This window comes from Gemmatimonadaceae bacterium (assembly GCA_019752115.1).
In the GTDB taxonomy this organism is placed as follows: Bacteria; Gemmatimonadota; Gemmatimonadetes; order Gemmatimonadales; family Gemmatimonadaceae; genus Gemmatimonas.
In genome coordinates this window covers 1-24,145 of the sequence record JAIEMN010000033.1, presented here as the reverse complement: position 1 = coordinate 24,145, position 24,145 = coordinate 1, and the positions used below count along the sequence as shown (strand labels likewise).

21 protein-coding genes and 1 tRNA gene are annotated in these 24,145 nt (G+C 69.1%); 12 read left to right on the top strand and 10 right to left on the bottom strand.

Annotation, left to right across the window (positions count from 1 at the left end; all coding sequences use genetic code 11):
- Positions 1-36 precede the first annotated feature (36 nt).
- A complete protein-coding gene (locus K2R93_16285) occupies positions 37-1,128 on the bottom strand; it encodes a hypothetical protein (GenBank protein ID MBY0491403.1) in 1,092 nt (363 codons plus the stop codon).
- Between the two features lie 201 nt (positions 1,129-1,329).
- Between K2R93_16285 and fabG the strand changes: the two genes are divergently transcribed.
- Positions 1,330-2,109: a 3-oxoacyl-ACP reductase FabG gene (fabG, locus tag K2R93_16280; protein ID MBY0491402.1), complete on the top strand. Its 780-nt coding sequence runs from the start codon at positions 1,330-1,332 to the stop codon at positions 2,107-2,109.
- 27 nt (positions 2,110-2,136) lie between these two features.
- Here the strand turns inward: fabG and mtgA are convergent, their stop codons facing one another.
- Positions 2,137-2,928 (bottom strand): monofunctional biosynthetic peptidoglycan transglycosylase, encoded by a 792-nt coding sequence (gene mtgA, locus K2R93_16275; protein MBY0491401.1) that lies wholly within the window; start codon positions 2,926-2,928, stop codon positions 2,137-2,139.
- A gap of 5 nt (positions 2,929-2,933) precedes the next feature.
- On the bottom strand, positions 2,934-3,872 hold the full coding sequence (locus K2R93_16270) for a lysophospholipid acyltransferase family protein (protein ID MBY0491400.1): 939 nt from the start codon (positions 3,870-3,872) through the stop codon (positions 2,934-2,936).
- Positions 3,873-3,908: 36 nt separating this feature from the next.
- Here K2R93_16270 and K2R93_16265 point away from each other — a divergent pair, with 36 nt between their 5' ends.
- Genes K2R93_16265 through K2R93_16245 form a run of 5 tightly spaced genes read left to right on the top strand, consistent with a single transcriptional unit; the run spans position 3,909 to position 10,278 of the window.
- Complete coding sequence (locus K2R93_16265; protein MBY0491399.1) at positions 3,909-4,814, top strand: cation diffusion facilitator family transporter; 906 nt, start codon at positions 3,909-3,911, stop codon at positions 4,812-4,814.
- A complete protein-coding gene (locus K2R93_16260) occupies positions 4,811-5,266 on the top strand; it encodes a pyridoxamine 5'-phosphate oxidase family protein (GenBank protein ID MBY0491398.1) in 456 nt (151 codons plus the stop codon). Before K2R93_16265 ends, K2R93_16260 begins: the two co-directional genes overlap by 4 nt.
- On the top strand, positions 5,263-6,114 hold the full coding sequence (locus K2R93_16255; GenBank protein MBY0491397.1) for a polyphosphate kinase 2 family protein: 852 nt from the start codon (positions 5,263-5,265) through the stop codon (positions 6,112-6,114). Before K2R93_16260 ends, K2R93_16255 begins: the two co-directional genes overlap by 4 nt.
- A complete protein-coding gene (locus K2R93_16250; protein MBY0491396.1) occupies positions 6,101-8,368 on the top strand; it encodes a hypothetical protein in 2,268 nt (755 codons plus the stop codon). Before K2R93_16255 ends, K2R93_16250 begins: the two co-directional genes overlap by 14 nt.
- Entirely contained in the window at positions 8,365-10,278 is a 1,914-nt protein-coding gene (locus K2R93_16245) for a response regulator (GenBank protein MBY0491395.1), read from the top strand. Before K2R93_16250 ends, K2R93_16245 begins: the two co-directional genes overlap by 4 nt.
- Before the next feature lie 32 nt (positions 10,279-10,310).
- Here the strand turns inward: K2R93_16245 and K2R93_16240 are convergent, their stop codons facing one another.
- Positions 10,311-12,638, bottom strand: coding sequence for a hypothetical protein (locus K2R93_16240; GenBank protein ID MBY0491394.1), 2,328 nt, complete (start codon positions 12,636-12,638; stop codon positions 10,311-10,313).
- A 119-nt stretch (positions 12,639-12,757) separates the two neighbouring features.
- On the opposite strand from K2R93_16240, the gene K2R93_16235 reads away from it, so the two are divergent.
- The 5 genes from K2R93_16235 (at position 12,758) to K2R93_16215 (ending at position 16,369) form a co-directional block, all read left to right on the top strand.
- Positions 12,758-12,831, top strand: a tRNA-Pro gene (locus tag K2R93_16235).
- A gap of 91 nt (positions 12,832-12,922) precedes the next feature.
- A complete protein-coding gene (locus K2R93_16230; protein ID MBY0491393.1) occupies positions 12,923-13,441 on the top strand; it encodes a tryptophan-rich sensory protein in 519 nt (172 codons plus the stop codon).
- Positions 13,442-13,485: 44 nt separating this feature from the next.
- A complete protein-coding gene (locus K2R93_16225; GenBank protein ID MBY0491392.1) occupies positions 13,486-14,079 on the top strand; it encodes a sigma-70 family RNA polymerase sigma factor in 594 nt (197 codons plus the stop codon).
- The gene (locus tag K2R93_16220) at positions 14,076-14,879 is read left to right on the top strand and encodes a hypothetical protein (GenBank protein ID MBY0491391.1); all 804 of its coding nucleotides are present in this window, start codon (positions 14,076-14,078) and stop codon (positions 14,877-14,879) included. Before K2R93_16225 ends, K2R93_16220 begins: the two co-directional genes overlap by 4 nt.
- Positions 14,879-16,369 carry a hypothetical protein gene (locus tag K2R93_16215; protein MBY0491390.1) on the top strand — a complete coding sequence of 497 codons (1,491 nt, stop codon included), beginning with the start codon at positions 14,879-14,881 and terminating at the stop codon, positions 16,367-16,369. The genes K2R93_16220 and K2R93_16215 overlap by 1 nt, the downstream gene beginning before the upstream one ends.
- Before the next feature lie 11 nt (positions 16,370-16,380).
- Here K2R93_16215 and K2R93_16210 read toward each other — a convergent pair whose 3' ends face one another.
- Both K2R93_16210 and K2R93_16205 read right to left on the bottom strand, forming a co-directional pair.
- Positions 16,381-19,995, bottom strand: a complete 3,615-nt coding sequence (locus K2R93_16210; protein MBY0491389.1) for a response regulator — start codon at positions 19,993-19,995, stop codon at positions 16,381-16,383.
- Between the two features lie 50 nt (positions 19,996-20,045).
- Positions 20,046-21,086, bottom strand: coding sequence for an LLM class flavin-dependent oxidoreductase (locus tag K2R93_16205; protein MBY0491388.1), 1,041 nt, complete (start codon positions 21,084-21,086; stop codon positions 20,046-20,048).
- A gap of 100 nt (positions 21,087-21,186) precedes the next feature.
- On the opposite strand from K2R93_16205, the gene K2R93_16200 reads away from it, so the two are divergent.
- Positions 21,187-21,516, top strand: coding sequence for a hypothetical protein (locus tag K2R93_16200; GenBank protein ID MBY0491387.1), 330 nt, complete (start codon positions 21,187-21,189; stop codon positions 21,514-21,516).
- 19 nt (positions 21,517-21,535) lie between these two features.
- Here the strand turns inward: K2R93_16200 and K2R93_16195 are convergent, their stop codons facing one another.
- The 4 genes from K2R93_16195 to K2R93_16180 form a co-directional block, all read right to left on the bottom strand.
- Entirely contained in the window at positions 21,536-21,970 is a 435-nt protein-coding gene (locus tag K2R93_16195) for an acyl-CoA thioesterase (GenBank protein MBY0491386.1), read from the bottom strand.
- Positions 21,967-22,806, bottom strand: a complete 840-nt coding sequence (locus tag K2R93_16190) for an RnfABCDGE type electron transport complex subunit D (GenBank protein ID MBY0491385.1) — start codon at positions 22,804-22,806, stop codon at positions 21,967-21,969. The genes K2R93_16195 and K2R93_16190 overlap by 4 nt, the downstream gene beginning before the upstream one ends.
- A gap of 19 nt (positions 22,807-22,825) precedes the next feature.
- Positions 22,826-23,779: an FAD:protein FMN transferase gene (locus K2R93_16185; GenBank protein MBY0491384.1), complete on the bottom strand. Its 954-nt coding sequence runs from the start codon at positions 23,777-23,779 to the stop codon at positions 22,826-22,828.
- Positions 23,776-24,145, bottom strand: a 370-nt coding sequence (locus K2R93_16180) for an FMN-binding protein (GenBank protein ID MBY0491383.1), incomplete at its 5' end; no start/stop codon positions are given. The genes K2R93_16185 and K2R93_16180, both read right to left, overlap by 4 nt.

Below are 24,145 nucleotides of genomic sequence, written 5' to 3'. Positions count from 1 at the left end.
GGCAGGGGAGACGCCCCGGCACGACGTCGGCCGGGGCTACTGCACTTGGATGTACAGCGGCGTCGGCCAGAGCCGCAAGATCGCCTCGCGGCTCGTGGGCGGATTGTCGTTCTTCAGCTTCGAGAACTGTTTCCAGCCGGTGAACTGCACCGGCTCCTTCTTGATGTAGCTGTAGTAGGAATCGCGCTTGAGCCACGGGGCGCCAAACCCGTCCATGTCCATGACGATCTGGACGCGCGGATCCAGCTTGATGTTGTCGTAGTTGGTGACGCCCTTTCGCGTAAAGCGATGTACGATCAGTACTTTGGGCGGCAGCTTGTACTTGTCCACGAGCTCCTGCAGGAAGCGCGACGCGTAGTTGATGTCCGCCGCGTCGTAGGTGCCGATCTTCTTGCCCGGCTTGTTGCCATCCTTCATGGAGAACTCGGGGTCGATCCCGAGGTGCACGTCGGGGCGCTTCAGGAAGCGCTCGAGCCATGGGAGCTCCTGCTGCAGCGTGCTGTGGCCGACCTGCACGTCCACAAAGAGGAGCGCTTTCCGCTTCTGCGCCCAGCCGTAGACCTTCTCGATCAGCGCGCTGTCCATGCGCAGGCGGTACTTTCCGTCGCGGCCCGGGTCACCCTGCGCGACCACCGAGATAAGGTGCAGCGCCGGCTGGACGGGGTGGCTTGGATCGGCCCGGTTCCACGCGGCGACCTCCGCATCGAGCTTTTGGAGCATCTCGTCCGGTTCGAACTCGCCCAGAATGCCCATGCGCTTGGAGAGCGGGTTGCCATAGAAGGCGACGATCCGCTTCGCCGGCAGTAGCGAGCCCGGCAGTGGCGCCGGCATCTTGGGGGGCCAGAGCGAGTCGAGGTCGCTCCCCTGATCACGGAAGGAAAGGTGCCGATCCCCTGACGAGGGGCCCAGGCTGCCGCCCGTCGCCTTCCGCGGCGCCGTCGAATCCTGCTTGGCGGTGGCCTTCTTCTTCGTCGGCGCCTTCCTGACGGCCGCTTTCTTCACCGCCTTCTTCTTCGCGGCGGTGGGGGCCGGCTTGACCGAATCCGACGACTGCGCCAGCACCGGCGTGGCGGCGAGGGCAACAACAGCGGCGAGCGCGAACGCCCGCGGCAGAATGGAAACGCGCATGGATGGACTGGACGTGTCGACGCAAGGCCGGTCGTCGCCGCGAAGCCGCGGCGGACCGGATGTGCGAGGAGGTTAACCGGGGTGACTCGTGAGGTGTAGGGCGCGTGCCGCCGGGGCCGGTCGTGCGTCACGTTCCGGCGTGGGACGCGTGCCGGGGGATCGCCGCTGGCAGCCAATCTATTGGCACGCTACTCTGGCCTCATGCATATCCAATTCGACGGACAGGTCGCCGTGGTCACCGGCGGCGCGAACGGAATCGGGCTCGCCACGGCGCGGCGACTGGGGCAGAGTGGCGCGCGCGTGGCCATCTGGGATCGCGTCGCCGAGGCCGGCGCGGCGGCTCAGGCAGCGCTGACCGCGGAGGGGCTGACGGTGGCCTTCGTCCAAACCGATGTGACCGACCGCGCGAGTGTGGACGCCGCGGTCGCGGCCACGATTGCCACCTTCGGTGGGATCGACATCCTGATCAACAACGCCGGTATTACGCGCGATGCGCAGCTGGTCAAGGTGAAGGACGGCGCGGTCACCGGCGGCATGAGTGAGGCCGACTTCGATGCGGTGATCGCGGTGAACCTCAAGGGCGTGTTCACCTGCACTCAGGCGGTCGTGCCGCATCTGCTCGCGAAGGGGCGCGGGCGCATCATCAATGCGTCGAGTGTCGTGGCGATGAACGGCAACTTCGGGCAGACGAATTACGTCGCGACCAAGGCCGGCGTGATCGGCATGACGCAGGTGTGGGCGCGCGAGCTGGGCAAGCGGGGCATCACCGTGAACGCGATCGCGCCCGGCTTCATCGCCACCGAGATGACGGCGAAGATGCCGGCGCCGGTTCTTGAGGGGATGGCCGGGCACACGCCGCTCGGGCGACTGGGATCGCCCGAGGATGTGGCGAACGCGTATTGCTTCCTCGCGTCGGCGCAGGCGGCGTTCATCAACGGCGCCACCCTCACGGTGGATGGCGGACTCGTCATCGGCACCTGACGGCCGCGTTGAGCGCCGCGCGGCCGCCTACTTCTTGCGCGGCGTGCTGGGCGACGTGACGAGATCGCTGATCTGCTTGAGATCGTCGAGCGAGGGGAGGGAGCTGAAGGCCCCCTCGCTCTTGGGCGCGGCGTACGCCATGCGCTGCTGAATGATGGCGGCGCGGCGCGAGGCGATGCTGCCGCGCGGGGACCAGCGCCGCGGGGCCGGCAAAATGGCCGCGAGGCGCGCGGCTTCGTCGCGCGAGAGGGCGAAGGCGCTCTTCTTGAAGTGATAGCGCGCCGCCGACTCGGCGCCGAACTGGTTCGGCCCCCACTCGGCGAGATTGAGGTAGAGATCGAGAATCCGCTCCTTGGAGAGCAGGATCTCGAGCCACACCGCGAGATACGCCTCGAGGCCTTTGCGCACGAAGGAGCGGCCGTTCCAGAGGAACAGGTTCTTGGCCACCTGCTGCGTCAGCGTGCTTGCCCCGCGCAGCTTGCCGCCGCGCTTTCGCCGCTCGAGCGCGTTCTGCATCTCCACGAAGTCGATGCCGTGGTGCAGGTAGAAGCGGTCGTCTTCTGAGGCGAGGACCGCGCGCCGCAGATTCGGCGACAGGCCGGCCCGGGAGACGGTCTCATGATCGGGCCAGATGGGGCGATCGCCGTTGACCAGGCGCTGGCCGACGCGCTGCAACAGCACCGACGTCACCGGCGGCTGCACGACGGCGACGACCAGAATGCACGGCACCGGCAGCAGCGCGAGCAGCAGGCCGCCGACCAGGATGCGCTTCCACCGCGCCTTGGGCCACCAGCGGCGCCAACACGATTTCTTGGCCATGCCGATCAGGGCTCGCGCAGGTGAGGCGGCGTATCGGGCGGTTGCCGCCGCCAGCGCCGATGCTGCCAGAAGTACTGGGCCGGGAAGCGTCGCACCATGTCCTCGAGCATCTGCGTGAACCGCAGGACGATGGCATCCACATCCGCTTCGCGATCACCGGTGGGTTCCACCTCCACCGGTTCCACGATCACCGCGTAGCGCCCGCTCGGGAGGCGCGGAATCGCAATGAACACCACCGGCGCGCCGAAGCGCAGCGCAAAGACCGCTGGTCCGCGCGGGGTTTTGGCCGGCCGGCCGAAGAAGGGCACAAACGTACTGGCCAGTCCCAGTGCGTCATGATCGCTCACGAAGGCGACCATGTGATTGTCGCGCAGCGCGCGCGGCGTGCGCTTGACGGCGTCCTTGTCGTGAATCACGGACATGCCGATCTCTTCACGCGTCCGCGTCACGTACGCTTCGAAGATCGGGTTGGCCATGCCCCGCGCGACGACATCGGTGGGGACCCCGCGGGCGGCGAAGTAGGCACCGCCGTACTCCCAGTTCCCCAGATGTCCGGTCACGGCAATGAGCCCCTTGCCCTGGGCGAGACCGCGCTCGATGTGCTCCCATCCTTCCACCCGCTCGGTGCGCGCGAGGATCTCGTCCCGCGAGGTGCCGGGCATGATGGCCGTCTCGATCGAGGTGCGCCCGAGACTGTCGTAGGACGCGGCGGCAAGCGCCAGGACCTCGGCCGGTGTCCGATCGGGGAAGGCGGCGGCGATCTGCCGTTCGACCACGCCGGCCCGAATTCCCAGCGGCTTGTAGGCTAAGCGGGCTATGCGGCCACCAATCGCGCTGGCGGTGCGCCACCCGAGCAGGCGCAGGCCGAAGACGGCGGCCCGGGTCCCCCAGTATTCGAGGCGATGCGAGAGCGTGGGCGTGCGCGCTGGGGCCGGTTCGGACATAGCCGGAGAATGTAACCACCCGCCATATTCCACGTGATGACCACTCCCCCACCGGCCGTGCCCGATTCGCAGGCATCGCAGCGGCTGGCCCAGATCGGCCTTCTCGTCAACGCGCTGCTCGCGATCGTCAAATTGGTCGCCGGGCTCGTGGGGAACGCGTACGCGCTGGTGGCCGACGCCATCGAGAGCGGGATGGACATGATCGGCTCCGTCGTGGTCTGGGGCGGGCTGCGGATCGCGAGCCGCGACCCCGATGAGCAGTATCCGTTCGGGTACGGACGCGCGGAGGCGGTGGCGGGGGCCATCGTAGCGTCGCTCATGCTGGGCGCCGCGGCCGGCATCGCGATCGAGGCGGTGCGGGAGATCCGCACGCCCCACCACGCACCGGCGCCCTGGACGCTCGCGATTCTGGTGGTCGTGATTGTCGTGAAGGAGGTGTTGGCCAAGCGTGTGCTGGCCGTGAGCGAAGCCACCGGGAGTGTCGTGGTGGCCGCGGACGCCTGGCATCATCGCAGCGACGCCATCACCTCGGGGGCGGCGTTCATCGGCATCGGCATCGCGATCATCGGTGGTCCGGGGTGGGAACCCGCCGATGACTGGGCGGCGCTCGTGGCCGCGGCGGTGATCGCCATCAACGGCCTCCTCATCCTGCGGACGGCGGTCGCGGATCTGATGGACCGTGCCCCCGCGCCGACGGTGATTCAATCGGTGTCGGAGGCGGCGTTGGCCACGAGCGGCGTGCGGGCGATCGAAAAGCTCAAGGTGCGCAAAACCGGCACCGCTTTTTACGTGGATATTCACGTACAGGCGGATCCGGCGATGTCGTTGCACGAGGCCCACATTCTGTCGGGGCGCGTAAAAGGCGCCATCCGGCAGCGGGTGCCGGCGGCCGCCGGCGTGTTGATTCACATGGAGCCCTACGAACCGGTAGCCCCGACATGAACGCGTCTCCGACATTCCTGGTGCTCGACCGCGCGGAATGCGAGGCCCTGCTGGCCTCGCAGCACGTCGGCCGTCTGGCGTACAGCTTTCGTGATCGCGTGGATATCGAGCCGGTGCACTACGTGTTCTACGCCGGCAACATCTATGGGCGAACGCAGTACGGCGCCAAGGTCGACGTGCTCGCGCATCATCCGTGGGTGGCGTTCGAGGTCGATCGCGTCGAGGCGATGTTCCGCTGGCGCAACGTCGTGGTGCACGGGCGCCTCGAGTTTCCCGATCCGGTGGGGACGGCGATGGAACGCGAGCGCTATGCCGAAGGTGTGGCCGCGTTTCGCACCCTCCTCCCCACGGCGTTCACCGAGGATGATCCGACCCCGGGGCGGGAGTTGATCTTCATCCTGCCGGTCTCGGAAGTCTCGGGGCGCGCGGCCGTGCCGCCGGGGCATTCGTGAGCCACGCCGGCTCGGACGCCGAGGTGGCCGCGGCGCTGTCCCGGCTGTCGCTGACACCGGTCGTGCCCGATGCCGTCCCGTCTTTGGGGCATAAGGCGGCGCGCGTCGACGATGCCCCGCCCAAGGCGGCGGTGCAGGCCGCGACGGAGGTGCTGCTCACCCGGCTGAGCGCGCTGCAGGACGCGCTGCATGCCGATCGACGCAAGGCCGTCCTGCTCGTGCTGCAGGGGCGCGATGCCTCCGGCAAGGACGGCGTCATTCGCACGGTGTGCGGCGCGTTCAATCCGGGCGGGGTGCAGGTGGCATCCTTTGGTCCGCCCACCGACCGCGAGCTGTCGCACGACTATCTGTGGCGCGTGCATCAGGTGATGCCGCCGCGGGGGGTGATCGGCGTCTTCAATCGGTCGCACTACGAGGATGTCCTGGTGGTGCGGGTGCGTGGGCTGGTGCCCGAGGAGCGTTGGCGCCAGCGCTACGCGCAGATCAATGCGTTCGAGCAGATGCTGAGCGAAAACGATGTCGTGATCCGCAAGTGCTTCCTGCACGTGTCGCGCGATGAGCAACAGGCACGGCTCCAGGAGCGGCTCGATGATCCCACCAAGAACTGGAAGTTCCGACTGGGCGATCTGGACGACCGCGCCCGGTGGGATGACTACACGGCAGCGTATCAGGAGGTACTCGCCCGGTGCAGTACCGCCGTGGCGCCCTGGTACGTCGTGCCGGCCGACAGCAAAACCGTGCGGAATTACCTGATCGCCAAGCTGCTCGTGGAAACGATCGAGGCGCTGCAGCCCTCGTATCCCCCGATGGATCCCGCGGTTCGCGAGGCGGCGCGTGGTTTTCAGTAAGCGCACCCGGCGCACGATCGGTGCGCTGCTGGCGACGGGCACGGTCGTCGCGACGTCGGCGATCGCAATCCACGCGCAAGCGGCCGCCCCCGCGCCGGCCTCGCCAGCGGCGGCTGCCGGGAGTGGCGCGTCGTCGTTTCTCGCGGGCATTCCGTCGGCGCTGCGCGTCCGGGCACTCGCCGAGCGACGGTTCGATGCGGCCTCCGGCCTTCGGGCCACCACGGTGTTTGCCATGGCGCTGGATGACATGGGCATTCCGTGGTTGGCGGCCGACGACGGGATCTACCGCTACGTGGGTGGCCTGTGGCGTCGCGATCCCGTGCTGCGAGAGTTCGACTACCAGCAGGTGCGCTCGCTCTGGTTCTCCGCCGATGGCACGGCGTGGCTCGGCACCCGACGCGGGCTGATCCGACGCCCGGCCAACGGAACGCCCGCCGTGTATCGCGAGCGCAACGGGCTCCCCGGGGCGGTCATCTACAGTCTGGCGGAATCGAAGGCCATCGATGGCACCGCACGGGTCGTCGCCGGCGCGTCCACGGGAGCGGCGTGGTTCAACGGGGCGACGTTCGTGCCGATGGCGCTGCCCGAGGTGGGGAACCCGTGGGTCGGCGTGATGGTGGCGAGTGGCGTCGGCACGGACGGCACGCCCACACTGTGGGCGGCCAATTCGGCGGGCGGTGTCGGCCGCTACGCGCGAGGGGTGTGGAGCGGATTCTCTCGCACCGCAGGACTGACGGCGCCGGACGCCCAGTTTGTCCTCCCCATTACGCGTGGCGCGCTGCGCGGTGTCTACGTCGCCACCAGTGTCGGCGTGTTCGTGGCGCCAACCGACGCCCCCGACGCGCGCTTCACGCTGATCGCCGGGAGCCCGCGCGGGGTGTATCGCCTCGCGCTCGTTCCCGAGATCGATGGGCAGGATGAGCTGTGGGTCGGGACCAGCGATGGCTCGCTGTGGCGTTGGCGGCCGTCCGGCTGGACCCGCGTCGAATCGACGGTCTCCACGCGTCGGGGCACCGTGACGCTGCTCCAGCCATTTCCGACGCAAGCGGGCGAGACGGCGATCTACGCATCGGCGCGCAACGGATCGCTCGTCCGCATCACGAATGGCGTGGCCGCCAGCGTGGACTTCACGGCGCAATCCCTGGCGCCCGTCGTCACCTCGGTCGCGGTCGCGGCGCGTCCGGATCGCGCCGATCACCTGTGGATTGCGACGCAGGACGACGGTTTGGTGGAGGTGCCACCCGCAGGCCCCATCCGCGTTCATCCGTTCCGAGCCGGGTCGCCCAACGGCGTGGTCTCTCTCGTGCGCCGCGACGTGGTGTCGGCGCCGACCGCAACGCCGGGCAGTGATACCGTCACGCTGGCGATCGCCGCCGGTGTGCCGTGGCGGCAGCAGGGCGATGCCTTTGTGCCGTTTGGGGCCGGACTCGCGGGGGCGGTGTTCGATGTGCGGCGCGTGCGCATGCCGAACGGGCTGTTCACGCTCGTCGCCGGGACCGAGCGTGGCGTGCGCCAGTGGTCGGGGAGCGCGTGGACACCGGTCCCGGGCGTTGAGGCGGAGCTCTCCGGCGCGCTCCTCGATGGCACGTTGGGCGGTGAGCCGGTGCTCTACATCGGTGCGGTGCACGCGGTCCGCGTCTTTGGACGCAACGGCCTGCGCGTGGATTCGTTGCCGGGACCGACCTCGCAGTCCACGGCGCGTGGAGTCGTCACGCGTCTGTGTCGCACGCGAACGGCCACCGGTCAGCGCCTGTTTGCGCTCGATCCGGAACGGGGCGTCTATTGGCGCGACGAGCAACCGGGCGCCTCGTGGCGTGCGTTTCCCGGCAATCCCGTGATCGCCCTTGCCAACACGGGCGCGCTCAATCTCCGCTGTTTGCCGCAGGGGGAGGTGGCGGTCTCGAGCTTCACGGGGCTTGCCGTCTTCGATGTGGCGGCCGCAGATACCGCGGCCTGGCGTGTTCGCACTTCCGTCTCTGACGCCGACGGGTTGCCCTCGGTGCTGGTCAGCGACGTGGTGGCCGGTGGGTCGCAGCGCCTGTGGGCGGCGACCCCCTATGGCCTTGGCGTTGTCGATCGCACGCGGGCCGAAGCGGCCCCCACCGGACGGGTGATGTTGCACGTCAGTGTCGGAGCCACAGAGCAGACGTTGGCGGATGGTGCCGTACTCGCGGAGCCAACGATGACATCCACGTCGATCCGCAGCTGCTCACGTTTCACCGCGAGGAGTCGACTCGCTTCCGCATCCGCATGACACGCGAGCGGCCGTGGAGCTTTGGCGGCGGCACGCATATCATCGGCGATGAATCCGGTGAAATGCTGGATGCCGGCAGCCGCATGTACCACGATCTGATGCCCGGGCGCTATACGATCGAGGTGACGGCGTATGATTGGGCTGGGCGGGCGTACGGCCCGGCCGTTCAGCACTTCGAGGTCGCGACGCCGCTCGCACTGCGCTGGTATGCGCTGGTGGCGTACTTGCTGCTGGCGGGCGGCGCGCTGTACACGATCTACGCCTTCCGCGTCCGCACGATCACGCAGGCCAACGAGGGGCAGCTCGCCAGTGAGCGCCGGGCGCTCGACAGCGAGCGGCGGTTCCGCACGCTCTTCGAGCAGGCGCTCGACGCGCACCTGCTGATGGGCGAGGGGCGCGTCCAGGCGGCCAACGCCGAAGCGGCTCGTCTGTTCGGTGTGGCCCGCCAGGAGGACCTGGTCGGACGCGACCTCACCAGCCTGCTTGGGGATCCCAACCCGGTGTGCGCGAGTGGGGAACACCAGATTCGTCGCGGGGATCTGCTGGTGCCCGTGCAATGCACGGTGACCGACGTACCCACGGAAACGGCCACGCTGCAGCACGTGGTCATGCGCGATCTCACCGACGTCCGCAAGGCGGAAGCCGAACGGGCGTGGTTCGAGGCCCAGGTGCGCGAGGCGCAGAAGCTCGAGTCACTCGGTACGCTGGCGGGCGGTGTCGCGCACGACTTCAACAACCTGCTGGGTGTCGTGCGCGGGAACACGGAGCTGGCTCGGGCCGCCCAGAGGAAGGGACGGCCCAGCGAGGAGTACCTGACGGCGATCCTCGATGCGAGCGATCGGGCGCGCGACATCGTGAAGCAGATCCTCACCTTCAGCCGCCGCTCCACGCCCACGCGCGAGTACGTGAACCTGTCATCGCTCGTGGTCGATCTGCAGCCGCTGCTGCGGCGCATGGTGCTCCGGACGGTGAACATCACCGTGGAAGGCGCCGATACGATGCAGCTCATGATGGGGGACCCCACCCAGCTGCAGCAGCTCGTGCTCAATCTGGTATCCAATGCAGACTACGCGATGCGTGGTCGGACGGACGGTGACCTGCGCATCGTACTCGCGTCAGCCACCATTCCCGACGGGCAGCCGGCGCCGACCGGTGAGGTGGTGGTCCTCCGCGTCAGCGATAATGGCGAAGGCATGACGGAAGAGATTCGCTCGCGGATCTTCGAGCCCTTCTTTACCACCAAGCCCACCGGCGAAGGGACCGGACTCGGGATGGCGGTGGTCCATGGCATTGTCATGTCGCACGAGGGGCGCGCGGAGGTCATCAGCGCCCCCGGCGCCGGCACCACGTTCGAGATGCGCTTCCCGCGTGCGCAGCTGGACGGGCTCTTTGACGACCTCGACGACGACCTCGATCTCATGCCCGCCGAGGACGGCGGACTGACGGAGAATCTGATGCTTGGCACGCCACCGCAGGGGACGCCGGTACAGCCGGTGGCGCTTGCGACCGAAGATAATCGCTTCGCCGGCACGACCATCGTCGTGGTGGACGACGAACCCACGGTCGCACGCGTCGTGGAGCGCGCGCTCGAGCAGTATGGGCACGTCGTTCGGGTGTTTCTCAATCCCGTCACGGCGCTCGACTACATGCGCGAGCGCATGCAGAGCGTCGATCTGCTCATCACCGACCAGACCATGCCGGGGATGACGGGCGACCAGCTGGCCGAGGCCGTGAAGGCGTTGCGCCCCAATCTGCCGGTGCTGATTCTGACCGGGTACAGCCATCGCCTGACGGCCGAACGAGTCGCGGCGGTGCGCGCGCGCGCGGTGCTGCTCAAGCCCGTTGAGCTGGATGTGCTCAAGCGTGCGGTCGACGATGCCCTCGCCGCGGGCGCCTCGAGCGGCGGGTAGCCGCTCGCGGCGCCGCGACGTCGGTGCGGGTGCTACTGTCGCACTGCACTCCGGGCGATGGCGCTCCAAATCAGTGGCCAGGTGGCGTTTGTCTGCGAGCGATACTGCGGGCGGAAGCCGTAGAGCACGACGTGCCCCTGGCCGACGCGTACATCGACCATGGCCGCCTTGCCGTTGAGGCGGGGGGCGCCGAGCAGCCAGCCAGAGAGCAGCGCACTCCCCGTGGCCGGATACTGCAACACGGCCGTGGCGCGCGCCGGGTCGGTGATCGTGAAGGCCGGCGAGTCCTCGAACCACACCGCCGGGGTAGGCGCCGTGAACGTCGCGGTCAGTGGTGACCCGCGGTTGGGTTCGACCCTGAAAATGGATCCCGGTGCGTAGAAGTCGGTGTTCTTGAGGCCAGTCAACGCATCGGTCACCGGCAGGTTGAACGTCTCGATCGCGTAGTCGCTCGCTTCGTTGAAGGCGAGCACGGTGCCGCCCGCCTCCACGAATGTCTTGAGGGCGGCCGCTCCCGCCGTGCCGATCCCACCGCGCAGCGAATCCGGGTACGGTGCGGCAAGGCCACGCGTCAACTGGGCGGCGGCCTGATCGGGGAGCAGGATCACATCGTACTTCGCGTTCAAATTGCCGGCCCGCAGCTCGGGGTCCTTGAGGGACGTGAACGGCACTTTGTTCGCATCGAGCACCCACCGGGTCCATCCCTCGTCCATGCTCGCGTTGCGGTTCTGATAGACGGCGATACGCGCACTCCCGAGCGACGGGGCGGGGTAGGTTGGTTCGGCGACCGGTTTCACCAGCGCCCCCGCTTGCACACTCGGCGTCTTCTCCGCGGTCACCGCCACGCCAAAGAGCAATGGCAGCGTATGCGCGGTGACGTCATACGGGCGCTTCGGCGGCCCGCCCGGATACTCCTCGAGGTTGGGATACGCCTGCGGCTCCAGCAGCGCCTTGGCGTACGCGCCGAAGGGCTGCTTCACCGGGATGACGTAGCTGCCGGCCGGGACGCTTTCATGCACTTCGACCTGCCCGTGCTGCAACGTCCACACGAGTCGCTGCAACGCCACCGGATCGGGCTGCGTCTTGCTGATGACGAACTGCGCCGGCACATCGGTCGCGGTCCACGGGTGCGCGTCATCCAGCGCGCGGTCGGCGAGCGTGGCGTAGCTCGTGAGCCATGCCGTCCGGTCGCGCGCCGCTTCCACCAGCAGCGCCCACGTCGCGCTGACCTGATAGGCCACAATGTCACCGATCCCCCAGCGGCCGCCGGGCCAGAGCGCGGGATAGTTCCACGACTGCGTCTTGGCTTCGTACCCGCGACCCGCGCCCAGACGATTGAACGGCATGTCCACGCTGCTCGCGAGGCGCGCGCTCGCCGTCTCGGTCAGAATGCGCGCGCCGCGGTGATTGAGCGAATACTGGCGCGCCGGTGACCACTGGTCGTAGGCCGCATTGGTGGCCACGCCCGTCTTGCCTTCCTGGATCATGCGCCACGACATCGCCATGCCCAGCGCGTTGGTGCTCGCCGTGAGGATAGGGTCGATGTTGGGCTCGAGCGGATCCATGTACGGCGGAATGAAGATGCGCCCGGCATTGCCACCCTGTTGGTGCACATCGTTCACGATCTGCGGCACCCACGGCGTGTACAGCGAGTCCACCGTGTAGCGCGTCTCCTTGAGGCTGAACGCGTACCAGTCGCGGTTGTTGTCGTGCCCCGAGTAGTAGTGGTAGAGCGCCGGTGGCGTGCTCCCTTCGGCCGGCGTGTCGAGCGTGCGGCGATACCAGTCGCCCACGATATCCACGCCGTCGGGATTCTGGCTCGGCACGAGCATCACGATGGTGTTCGCGAGGATCGACTTCGCTTCGGGGGTGTCGCCACGCGCGAGGCGGTCCGCAATCACGAACGGCGTGAGGAAGCCGCCGACTTCGGTGGAGTGAATGCTCGAGGTGATGAGGATGACGTTCTTCCCCTGCGCGATGAGCGCCTCGCGGGTGCGCGTGCGGGTGCGCGGGTCCCAGAGCTCCTGCTGGATCTTCTGGTACTTCGGGAGATTGGCGATGGTGGCTTCATCGGCGATGAAGGCCACCAGAAACGGCCGCCCGAGCGTGGTCTTGCCGAGCGTGCGGACCGAGACACGCGGCGACGCCTTATCGAGCGCGGTGAAGTAGTCGGTGACCTGCGTCCAGGTGGGGAGTTTGCGGTCGGCGCCGGGCTCCCAGCCGAGAATGGAGGCGGGGGAGGGGAGGGTGCGCGCCGAACGGGCGGGGCTGGCTTTGGTGGCCGCTTGGGCCGACAACGACGGCGTGGCCAGCGCGGCGCTGAGCGTACCGGCGGCGAGGAGACGGAGGGGAAGGCGCATGTCATGATCTACCGTCTGCCGTGCCTGCCGTCGAGGATGAACGGGGGCGGTTGGGGCTGGAACCGGGCGGTGCACGGGGTTAGGTTCCGTAGTCTGCTCACCGGCTGGTCTGGCGGTGACGGGACGTAGCGCAGCCCGGTAGCGCACCTGAATGGGGTTCAGGGGGTCGCGGGTTCGAATCCCGCCGTCCCGATTGCATACGAGAAAGCCCGCCGCCGGTTCGCCGGTGGCGGGCTTTGTCATGCCCAGCGGAGCTGTTCGACGGCCAACGGGTAGATTGCGGTATGTCGCCTCGCGCCGCCGCCTCCGCCCAGCCCCCGGTCTCGTCCGGCGCCGCCTGGCTCGCCCTCCTGGTGTCGATCGTCGTGACCGGGACCGCCGCCGCCATTGCGGCGCGCTCGTCGGTCACCTCGGCGGTCTTCTACGCCCAGCTCGACAAGCCCGCCTGGGCGCCGCCCCCGTGGCTGTTCGGGCCCGTCTGGAGTGTGCTGTACCTCCTGATGGCGGTGGCGGCCTGGCGCACCTGGCGCGCCGCCGGCGGCGCCGCGCGGGGCGCCCTCGGGCTGTACGCGGGGCAGCTGGTGCTCAATGCCCTCTGGACGTGGCTGTTCTTCGAGCGACATGTGGGGCTCTGGGCCACCGCCGAGGTCGTGGCGCTCTGGGCCGCCATCCTGGCCACGGTGCTGGCGTTCCGGCGGCATGATCGGCCGGCGGCGCTCATGCTCGCGCCGTATCTCGCCTGGGTGAGCTTCGCCAGCGCCCTCACCGTGTCGGTCTGGCAGCGCAATCCGTCGCTGCTGTAGGGCATATGGGCAACCCTCGCCGGGCTGTCCCTGTCACCTCTGATGTGACGCGCCCTCCCGTCGACGATCGCCTCGCTGCGGTGCCAACCGCCCTGCCTGCGGACCTGGCGCTGGTCGCGCGGGTGCGGGCGTGCGAGCAGGCGGCCGAGCGCGAGCTGTTCGATCAGTACGCGCCCGGCATCTATCGGTTGATCTATCGGCTGACCGGACGTGCGGAGCAGGCGCAGGACTGGACCCAGGACACGTTCATTCGGGCATTCAGTCGCTTGCACCAGTTTCGTGGGGAGGCCTCGCTGGCCACGTGGTTGCGGACGATCGCCGTGTCGGTGACGCGCAACCGCATGGAGACGGTGCTCCGGCGCGAACAGTACGCGGCGTCGATGGAGGAGGCGGAGTCGGTGGCGTCACCGGAGACGGCGACCGACCCCGATCTGCGCGAGCGGCTGGAGGCGGCCATCGCGGCGCTGCCGGCCGGGACCCGGGCCGTGTACGTGTTACACGATCTCGAGGGCTACACGCACGACGAGATCAGTGCGCAGCTCGGGATCGTCGAGGGCACGAGTAAGTCGCAGTTATCCAAGGCGCGGGCGCGGCTTCGAGCCGCGCTCGCCCCGTTTCGAAACTCGGAGTGCGCATGATGGACCGGCCAGAGGAACAGAGCGAGCCGCTCGATCCGTGGATGGAGGCGCAGGTGTCGCGGGCGATGACGCCGGCCGACGCCAGCATTCCGATGGACCGGATGTGGGCCCGGGTGGCCCAGGCGCCGCGCCTGGTGGATGGGCGCGTCCTCGAGCGGAACGACGCGGCGGTCGCGCCGCGGGTCATCCCGACATCGCCGACGAGGTCGCGGTGGCGCGGCCCGGCCCTGCTCGCCGCGGGCCTCGTGCTCGGCGTCGCACTCGGACGCTTCGCGTGGCCCGTGCGCAGCGCCGATCGTGCGTCCGCCAATCGCGTCACGGCGGCCGGTACGCTTCCGGCGCCGGGGCCGCTCGCCGCCACGAACGTGGACACGCCGCACGTCGCGCCGATGCCGTCCGCGCCGTCTCTTGAGGTACCCAGCGCTGCGCTGAGCGGCGTGTCACGTACGCGTCGCGCGATGCCGATCACGCCGGTGGTGGCGGAACACCTGCAGCAGACGGTCGCCGTGCTCTCGGCCGTACGTGATGGGGAGCACGCCACCGATGCGGACAGTGCCACACGGCTCCAGCTGCAGCAGCTGTTGACGACCACGCGTACCCTGCTCGATGAGCCGGGCGGCCGCGCCGCGCGTACGCATCGCTTGCTGCAGGATCTTGAACTGGTGCTCGCGCAGCTCGCGCGGGCGCGAGCCACAGCGCCGGCGACGCGTGCCGCCGCCGACGAGGCGATGCGGGAAACCAATCTGTTACCCCGCCTGCGCGCGGCTGCCGAAGCGCGCAGCGGGTCGGAGGAACCGTGATGTCGCGATGGGGCCATTTTCCGGTGTGCGGGCGCGCGCTCGTCATCGCCGCCTTCGCCATCGGCGCGGCGCGGTCGACCGCCGCGGCGCAGAACCTGCCCAATGTCACCGGGCAGGCGGTGGTGCAGGGCGCTGATACGGTGTTCCGGGAGGCAACGCGTACGCTGACGAAGGGGAACTATCGGCGTGCCGCCGGGCTGTTCGCCGCGCTGCGACTGACGTATCCGCGCTCCCCCTACGTACCGGACAGCTACTACTGGCAGGCCTTCGCGCTGCAGCGCATCGATGAGCCGACGTTGATGCAGCAAGCGTTGATGGTGCTGGATGAGCAGCAGCTGCGCTTCCCCGAGGCGGCCGGCAGCGATGATGTGCTCGCGCTGCGCGCGCGCGTGGAGAGTGTCGTCGCGCAGCTCCCGCCGCGCACGCCCGAGGGGGCGCCGTGTGCGGACCGCGAAGATGCCGCGGCGATGGCGGCGCTCTCCACGCTGACGATGCTCTCGGATCCGCAGGTCATCACCGGCTATCTCGCGACACTCCTCGCGATGCGGACGCCCTGCGCCACCGAACTGCGACGCAGTGCGGTCTATCTGCTCGCGCAGCGCCTGGATGCCGATGGGCGCCGCATGCTCGAGGTGGTGGTCACGCGGGACCCGAGTGAGCAGGTTCGGCGCGACGCCCAGCTCGCGCTGGCCAAGGCGGGTGCCGTCGGGACGTCGGCGCTTACGACGGTGGCGCAGCGTCTGCCGCCGCGTCGCGCGCCGGCGGATACAGCGGCGGTCTTTCTCGGAGACACGGCGCTGGTCGGGCGCGTGACCCTCGGCCCGCCGCGCGACGGTCGGGTGAGTGTGCGGTTGCCGCGTCCGGCGCAGTTGGTCGTGCTCTCGCTCACGTTGGGCGAGGCGCCGATCCTGCTCGCGCCTGATCAACCGAAGAACGCGCGCCTGCTGGCGAGTGGCCCCATTCCGGTCGATCTGCGTCCCGCCGATCTGGCGGTGACGGCCACGGTGATTGCCGGTTCGTCATCGCTCACCGACACCGACGCGTTGCGGCGCGAAGCGGCCATCGAGGCGTGCCTCTCCCGCCAGACGGCGCAACTGCAGGCGGAGTTCGATCGACAGTTCCGCGCGGATCCCAACAAGAACGGGCGCAAAGTGGCGATCAATCCGGCGGGGGGGCGCGTCGATTACGCCGGCGTGGGCGGTGCGTCGCAGGCCTATGCCGCCGCGAGCTGTGCCACCGTGGCGTCGCGAACGGCGCCCGCGCCGCCAGCGACGACGATCCTTCGCCAGAGCCTCACCGCCAGCGCCCCCAATGACCGGTATCTCGTGGTCCTCGCGGTGGCGCGCCCGCTCTCGATGCCGTGGCTGCTCGTCCGCCTGGGGACCATGCGACTGAGTGGGGCGACGGTGCCGGAGGTGCTGCAGCAGCTGACCGGTACGCTGTTCGATGGCCACCCCGGCGCCTGGAGCGGCACCGTCATTCCGTGGTGAGCGGCGCGTCGTCAGCTGCTGAGTGAGTCGGCCACCCGCCGACGGGCATCCAGTGCCCGTCGGACGGCCGCCGCCAGCTCTTCCTGCGTGAACGGCTTGGCGATCATGGGGCCGATGCTGCGCATGTCGCGCAGCGCCTGTTCATCCAGACCGGCAAAGCCGCTGATGAACACGATGGGCAGATCGGCCCGCGTCGCGCGCAGCAGACGCGCGAGCTCGAGCCCGTTCACGTTGGGCATCATCATGTCGGTGATGACGCAGTCGATCGTGGCCGTGGTGTTGCCGATGACGCGCAGTGCGGCGGCACCATCCTCGGCATCCAGCACGGTATAACCATCCGCGCGCAGCATGCGCACCGCAAACGTGCGGATGCTCGCCTCGTCTTCCACAAAGAGCAGCGTTTCGCTGCCGCCGATGGCCGGCTGGCCCTGACTGGGGGTCGACAGCGTCGCCGCCTGCGCCGGGAACCACGCCCGGAAACAGGTGCGCTCGCCCACGGTGCTTTCGACTTCGATCGCGCCCTGGTGTCGCGCGACGATCCCCTGACACACGGCGAGACCGAGACCACTGCCCGTCGAAATATCCTTGGTTGTGTAGAACGGTTCGAAGAGGTGCTCCAGGACCTCCGGCGCGATCCCCTCACCGGTGTCGATCACGGCCAGGGTCACGTAATGACCGGCCGGCAGCACCTGATCACCGATGGCCTGCGAGGCGGTCAGCGCCACGGGCTCCACGCTGATGGTCACGGTACCATCCCGCGGCTTCGCATCGCGCGCGTTCTTCACGAGGTTGACCAGCAGCTGCTCGACCTGCAGCGGATCGGCGAGCACGGGCGGCACGGCGTCGGCGAGGCGCGTGTGCAGCGACAGCTCGGGCCCCAGCAGCTGCTCGAGCGAGCGAACCAGTTCGCGCACCATGCCATCGATCTGCACGCGACGCATCGGCGTATGCTGCTGCCGTGCGAAGGCGAGCAGCTGATGCGTGATGTTGGCGGCGCGCCGCCCGGCCCGCACGACTTCGTCGATGTCGGCCTGCAGATTCGGGTTGCCGTTGGCCGTACTGCGCGCGAGCTGCGCAAACCCGAGCACCGTCGCGAGGGCGTTGTTGATCTCGTGTGACACGCCACCGGCCAGGCGCCCGAGGCTCTCGGCCTTGCGGCTCGACGCCAGGCGCTGCTCGAGTTGCGTGCGTTCGTCGAGTTCGCGCGCGAGGGCCGCGGTCCGCTCCTGCACGCGCGTCTCGAGCATGGCCCGGCTGGCCTCGAGATCGGCGGTGCGTTCGGCCACCAGCCGCGACAGGCGCTCTTCGCGCTCGCGCGCCTCGATGCGCACGATGCGGACGGATTGGGCGAACGCGGCGAGCACCAGGGCCACCAGCATCGGGACGGCCCACCAGCGCTCACTCCAATCACGCTCGACATTGAAGTCGACCGTGGCCAGTCGCGCGTTCCAGTCGCCATGTTCGGACGCTGCGCGGACCTCGACCCGGAAGGTGCCACCCGGCAGCGGGCCAAAGGTGATGGCGCGTCGCCGTCCGAGATCGGTCCAGGTGGTATCGACGCCGATCACCCGGTACGCCACGCGCGCGCGTTCGGGGAACAGGGCGTCGGTGACGGCGAAGCTCACGTCGACGCGCGTTGGATGCTGCTCGAGGGTCAGGCTTGGCGCAAACCGCTGCGTCACCCCGTCGATCACGATCTGGTCGATGTGCACCTGTGGCGCCACGGTGTCTTCGGCGACGCCGCGGGGATCGAAGTACACCGGCCCGCCCGCCGTGGGGAGCCAGATCCCCCCGCTCGCGTCCTTGAACAGCGTGCTTTGATAGTCGCCGTTGATGTCATTGCTCGGCAGGCCGTCCAGTCGGCTGAACTCCCGGACGCGCACCCGCACGTTGCCGCCCGGCTCGCGCAGGCTGCGCTCCAGATCGCTCAGGTTCACGCGCAGGAGGCCGGAGCTGGACGTCAGCCAGAGTGAACCGAGATCATCGCGCACGATGCCGTGGATATCGCGCCGCAGGCGTGTGTTCACCGTGGAGACGAGCGTGGCGCGATCATTCTGCACCACAAAGAGGCCGCTGTCGGCGGTGCCAATCCAGAGGCGATCGCCGTCTTCGTAGGCCGAAAGCACTTCCGGGTCGGTCAGCCCTTCGGCGGCACCAATGCGGCGCACGCCGGCAGCGTCCACGATCGTGAGCCCGGGGCCGCCCACGATCAGGCGCTGCCGCCGGTCGCGCATGAGGACCCGCGGCTCATCGGTCGCCGCGAGATGCAGGGAGTCGAATGCCGGACGCGCTGGCGCGCCCGCGTGGGAAATCAGGAGCCCGTTGTGTGTGCTGGCCCACAGCGCGCCGTCCCCATCCTCGAAGAGCCCGAGCGGGCCAAGACCGGGGAAGCCATGGCGCGCCGTGATGTCGGCGACTCGATTGCGGTCGATCGCAAACAGGCGGCCGGCGTCATCGGCGAAATAGATGCCACCGTCCCGTCGCGGCCAGGTCGATCCGGGCATGCGATTCGCGACGGAGGGAAGCATCGGGCGCCAGCCGGTCGAGCCGAGCAGCCACACCTGCCCATCGTCGGTCGTAGCCCAGACGGCGCCGGAATGGTCCGGACGAATCGACCAGGTGGAGCGAACGCCCATGCCCTGGGCAATCGTGTGGAACGCCGATCGCTGGTAGCGGACCAGACCACCGGAGGTGCCAGCCCACAGGCGGCCGCGCCGATCAGTCGTGAGCGCCCACACCGCGTCGGCGCGAATGCCGGAAGGCGGGTCCACCGGCACGGCTTGGCCATGGTCCACCCGCAGCACCCCGCGCGTGTCGGTGCCCAGCCAGAGATCGCCACGGGCATCGCGGGTCATCGCCCACACCTGGGCCCACTCCTCCCCATTCGCCGTCGCGATCCGTTGCGCGATCACGAAGGGGTTGGCCCCCGTGGTATTGAGCTCGATGACCCCGTGTCGGGTGGCCGCCCAGACGGTCCCGCGTTCGTCGGCGGCGACATCAAAAAACCGTTCGCCCGTGCTGAACGGCGCGATCTGCGGCGCGGCCGTGGGGCTCGTCAGTACCGCCAGATAATCACGCCCGGCAAGCCAGATCCGCCCACTGGCATCCTCCGCCAGCGCGTAGATGTGGGCGGACACGCCGGCGACCTCTCGGAAATGGGTGCCATCGCCGACCCGCACGCCAAAGGCCCCCGCCACCCAGACCCGCTGCTGCCGATCGCGCAGCACCTTCCACGTCACGACCGCAGGGATCTCCGTGGCCGGAATCCGGTGAAAGGCGCGGTCGGCGTAGCGCACGAGCCCCTTGTCGGTACTGATCCACAGCGACCCGTCGGGTTCGCTGATCAGCGCATTGATGCTGGCCGAGGGCAGCTCGCGCTCGAGCGCCGGGGTATAGCTCGTAAAGGAGAGGCCGTCGAAGCGGACCAACCCCCGACGCGTTCCGAGCCACAGGAAGCCGTCGGCGGTCTGGGCCACCGCCGAGACCTGCGTGTCGGGCATGCCATTGCGCACGTCCACGACGTCCTTGACGAACGACGGCGCCTGCAACGGCTGTGCGACCGCTGCCCCCGGGAGCCCAAGGGCCCCGACGGCAGTGCAGACGGTCAGCAGGCGGCGGAACGACACGGACGAAAGCAGGTGAGGGGCGGGCGGAAGGCGGAGGGTGGGGCGCGCCGTCAGGATGTCTGGCCGAGCAGGGCGCGTACCCGCGGAATGACGACGCGCCCATAGAGCTCGATACAGCGCATGAGGCGGCTGTGGGCCAGTCGGCCGGCGCTGTACTTGAGATCGAAGCGGGAGACGCCAAGGGCTCGCACCGTTGCGGCAATCTTCTGCGCGACCGTTTCGGGCGACCCGACGTAGAGGGAGCCGCTGGCGATCTCCTGCTCGAAGTGCGCGCGCTGCATTGGCGGCCACCCCCGCTCACGGCCGATGCGGTCATGCATCGCCTTGAAGGCGGGCCACATGGCCTCGCGCGCCTCCTCGTCGGTGTCGGCGATGTGCCCCGGGGAATGGAGTCCAATGGGGAGCAGGTCCCGCCCCAGTTCCCCCAGCGCACGATGATACAACTGCACGTACGGCAGAAAGCGCCGCGGGTCGCCGCCGATGATGGCTAACGTCAGTGGCAGCCCATAGTGGGCCGCTCGCACGACGGATTCGGGGCTGCCGCCCACGCCGATCCAGGTCCGGATGGGCGGCGTGGCGGTGGGCGGATACACCTGCTGCTTCACCAGCGGGGCGCGCGTGGTGCCCCGCCAGGTGGTCGGGCCTTCCTTCAGCAGCTCGGCGAAGAGTTCGAGCTTCTCTTCGAACAGCACGTTGTACTGATCGAGCGGATAGCCGAAGAGCGGGAACGACTCCGTGAAGGAGCCGCGGCCCAGGATGATCTCGGCGCGGCCGCCGCTGATGCCGTCGAGCGTGGCAAAGCGCTGGTACACCCGCACCGGATCATCCGAGCTGAGCACGGTCACGGCCGATCCGAGGTGAATGCGGCTGGTGCGCCCCGCGATCGCCGCGAGCACGACCTCCGGCGCGGAGACGGCGAAGTCGTCGCGATGATGTTCGCCCACGCCGAAGAAATCCACGCCCACCTCATCGGCGAGGACGCCCTCGGCGACCACATTCCGCAGGACGTCGGGGGCGGCGAGGAGCTGGCCGTCCGGGCCCTCGGTGATGTCGCCGAAGGTATCGAGGCCGAGTTCGAGCGGGGCGGTCATGGCATCAACGCAGGAGAGAGGGGAGGGGCGTGCGGCACGCGCGCCCGAGGGAATATGTCACGCCATCGCGGGCCGGTGCATGCGCCGTTATTCTCCGCCGATGGCGACCAGCTTCAGCGCCTTGCGCGCGCGCTACCTCGACGACACCCGCCCCGGTGGTCCGGGCGCCATCCCGCCATTGGCCGCGGCCCTCGAGGCGATCGGATGGCGTGCAGTCCGCGAGCCGACCCCGGAGGAGCTCGCCGATCATCTGCTCCTGCTGCTCGATGCCTGCGTGCACGAGCACCGCGACGTTTCGGCGCTCGAGTACCACATCGCGATGGCGCTGCGCGATACCGGCCCGCTCCTCGATGGTGGGCTGCCACCCGTCGAAGCCTATCTGCCCGCGGCGAGCGACATTCTGTCGCGGTACGAACGCGCCGAGCGCTAGGCGCCCACGGCGCTCCGGATCAGCGCAACGTGGACAGCGCCAGGCGGATCGCGTCCGGGATGGGCACTGGCCGGCGGGTGGTGCGATCAACGTAGACGTGCACGAAATGTCCGGTGGCCGCGGCCGTCGGCTCGGCATTGCGAAACAGGCCGATCTCGTAGCGCACACTCGAGGTGCCCAGATGCGCCACGCGAAGGCCCGCCGTCACGCGGTCGGGAAAGCTGAGGGACGCGTGGAAACGGCAGGCGGTTTCCACCACAACGCCAAAGGCCGGGCTGGTCTGGACATCGAGCAGGCCGCGCTCGATGAGCCAGCGATTGACCGCCGTGTCGAAGAAGCTGTAGTACGTCACGTTGTTCACATGACCGTACGCGTCGTTGTCCATCCACCGCGTATCGATCGACGCCAGATGACGATAGGCGTCGCGGTGCAGGAGCGGATTCGCGTCACTCATGAGGCAACCGCGGCGGCGGCGACGGTGCGCGCCGGATGCTGGCGCCGCCACTTGCGCCACCCTTCCCAGCAGTTCGCCGCGAGCAGGCCGCCGGGGAGGAAGTAGACGGCGCCCACGAACTCGAACAGCGCGAAGCTCACCACGGCCGCCAGGATGCCGTACCGAATCTGATCGCCATACTTGGGCGGTGACGTCGGGGGATCGGTGGCCATGAAGCCGGCCGCAAAGAGGGCCATGTGCACGTCGGGGGCACGGTAGAGCTCCGCCACATGGGCTGGATCGCCCACGAAGGCGAGGAGCGTCGCCAGGAGAAAGTGTACGCCCAGAAACGCGAGGGCGAGCGGGAGTTTGTGCAGACGCCACGCCATGAAGGCCCCCGTCGCCAGCACGAGGGTGACGTAGGCCGTGGGCAACTCGGGCAAGGCGCCCCACCAACTCTGGCCCGTGTTGAACACGAAGTACGAGAGCACGAGCGCCGCCGCCGCCGGGTTGAGCACGTTCGCGCGCTTCACCTTGAGGGCGTGCTTGGCGACGATCCCGAGTATGGCCGCGCCCGCGGCGGCGGTCCACGGCTCGTGCGGGCTCAGCGTGAGCGCCACCAGCCATCCGGTGAGCAGGGCGCCGTCCGGCACACTCCAGTGGCCATCGCGCCACCGGATGAGCGGCAGATCCACCAGCATCGCAGCGGCCATGGCGGCCACGAGCGACGGCCCGACGAGTGTCCACCCCGCCTGTTGGGCGGCGGGCACGGTGAGCACCGCGAGCACCCCGGCGAAGAGCCCTTTGGGCGAGCGGATCCATCGTTTGGCGTGCGCGACGTCGAGTCGGGTGGTCATCAGGGCCCAGTCAGGTCAATCAGGAATCCAACGGGAGGAGCTCCCACGTGGTCGTACCGGCGCCGGTCACCGTGTGCGGTTCGGCATCGGGCGCGATCAGCAACGCATCGACGTGCTGCGTGGCCAACCAGTCGGCGGCCCGCGCCGGGCCGAGGACGAACGCCGCGGTGGCGAGGCCATCGGCGACGACGGCCGTTGGCGCGACGACGCTGACACTGCGAAAACCGGTGGCGGCGTGGCCGGTGCGCGGGTCCAGCAGGTGATGCACGCCGGCCGCGTTCACGCGCTCATAGTCCCCGCTCGTGCAGACCGCGCCGTCGGCGATGTGCGCCACCGCGGCGAATCGATCGGTGTGTGTCGGCGAGCGCACGCCGATCGTCCAGGCGCGTCCCTCGGGATGGGCGCCAACACAGCGCACGTCACCGCCGGCGTGAATCGAGGCGGAGAGCGCGTGGGGAATGGCGGCGGCCACGAGATCCACGGCAAAGCCTTTGGCGAGCGCCCCCAGGTCGAGCTGATGCGCAGCGTCGAGGCGAATCGTACCACGCGCCTGATCGACGGTGAGGTCACGCCAGCCCCCATGACGCGGCGGCGATACGCGCCCAACGTCTCCGACGGCAACATCGGTGCGCCAATGGCGATCGAACCCATGCGCCAGCATCGCGGCGCCGACCGTCGGGTCGAACGCCCCGTCACTGGCCTCGGCGATCGCCAGCGCCAACGCCAGCAGCTCCACCAACAGCGGGCTCCCCGGGACGGGCTCGCCGATGTGGTCGCTGAGCCGGCGCAGCTCGCTGGTCGCGTCGAAGCGGGAGCACACACGCTCGACGTCGTGCACGGCAGTCAGGGCGCGATGCGCCTCGGCCCGGAGTGCGTCCACCTCCCATGACCCCGTCGGGTCCGACAGCTGCACGGCGAACACCGTGCCCATCGCGGCCTCGGCGACCTCGACCACCGGACCGGCGAACGTCACTTGGCCTTGGCGAGGGCGTCGACGACGGCGTAGTAGAAGGCGTTCGCGCTTTGCGTGGCCCCGGACACATTGTCCACCTCGGGGCTCTGCCGTGCGACCACCTGCGCCTGCAGATGCGCGACCCACGAGCAGGAGTAGCGGGTCAGGCACCGACTGATGATCGCCCCCGTGATCTTGCCGTTCTCGACGACCACCGTGGCTTCGATGTCGCCGTGGCGCGAGGTTCCCCAGCCGGTGTACGTCCCGTCACGCCACCCCACCGTTTTGGCGCTGTCGGCATGCGGCGCGGCGGGCGCTCCGGTCGGCGCACTCGGTGCCGGCGTCGGCGCGGGCGCCGAGGCTGGCGGCGTCGCGACGGGTGCCGAC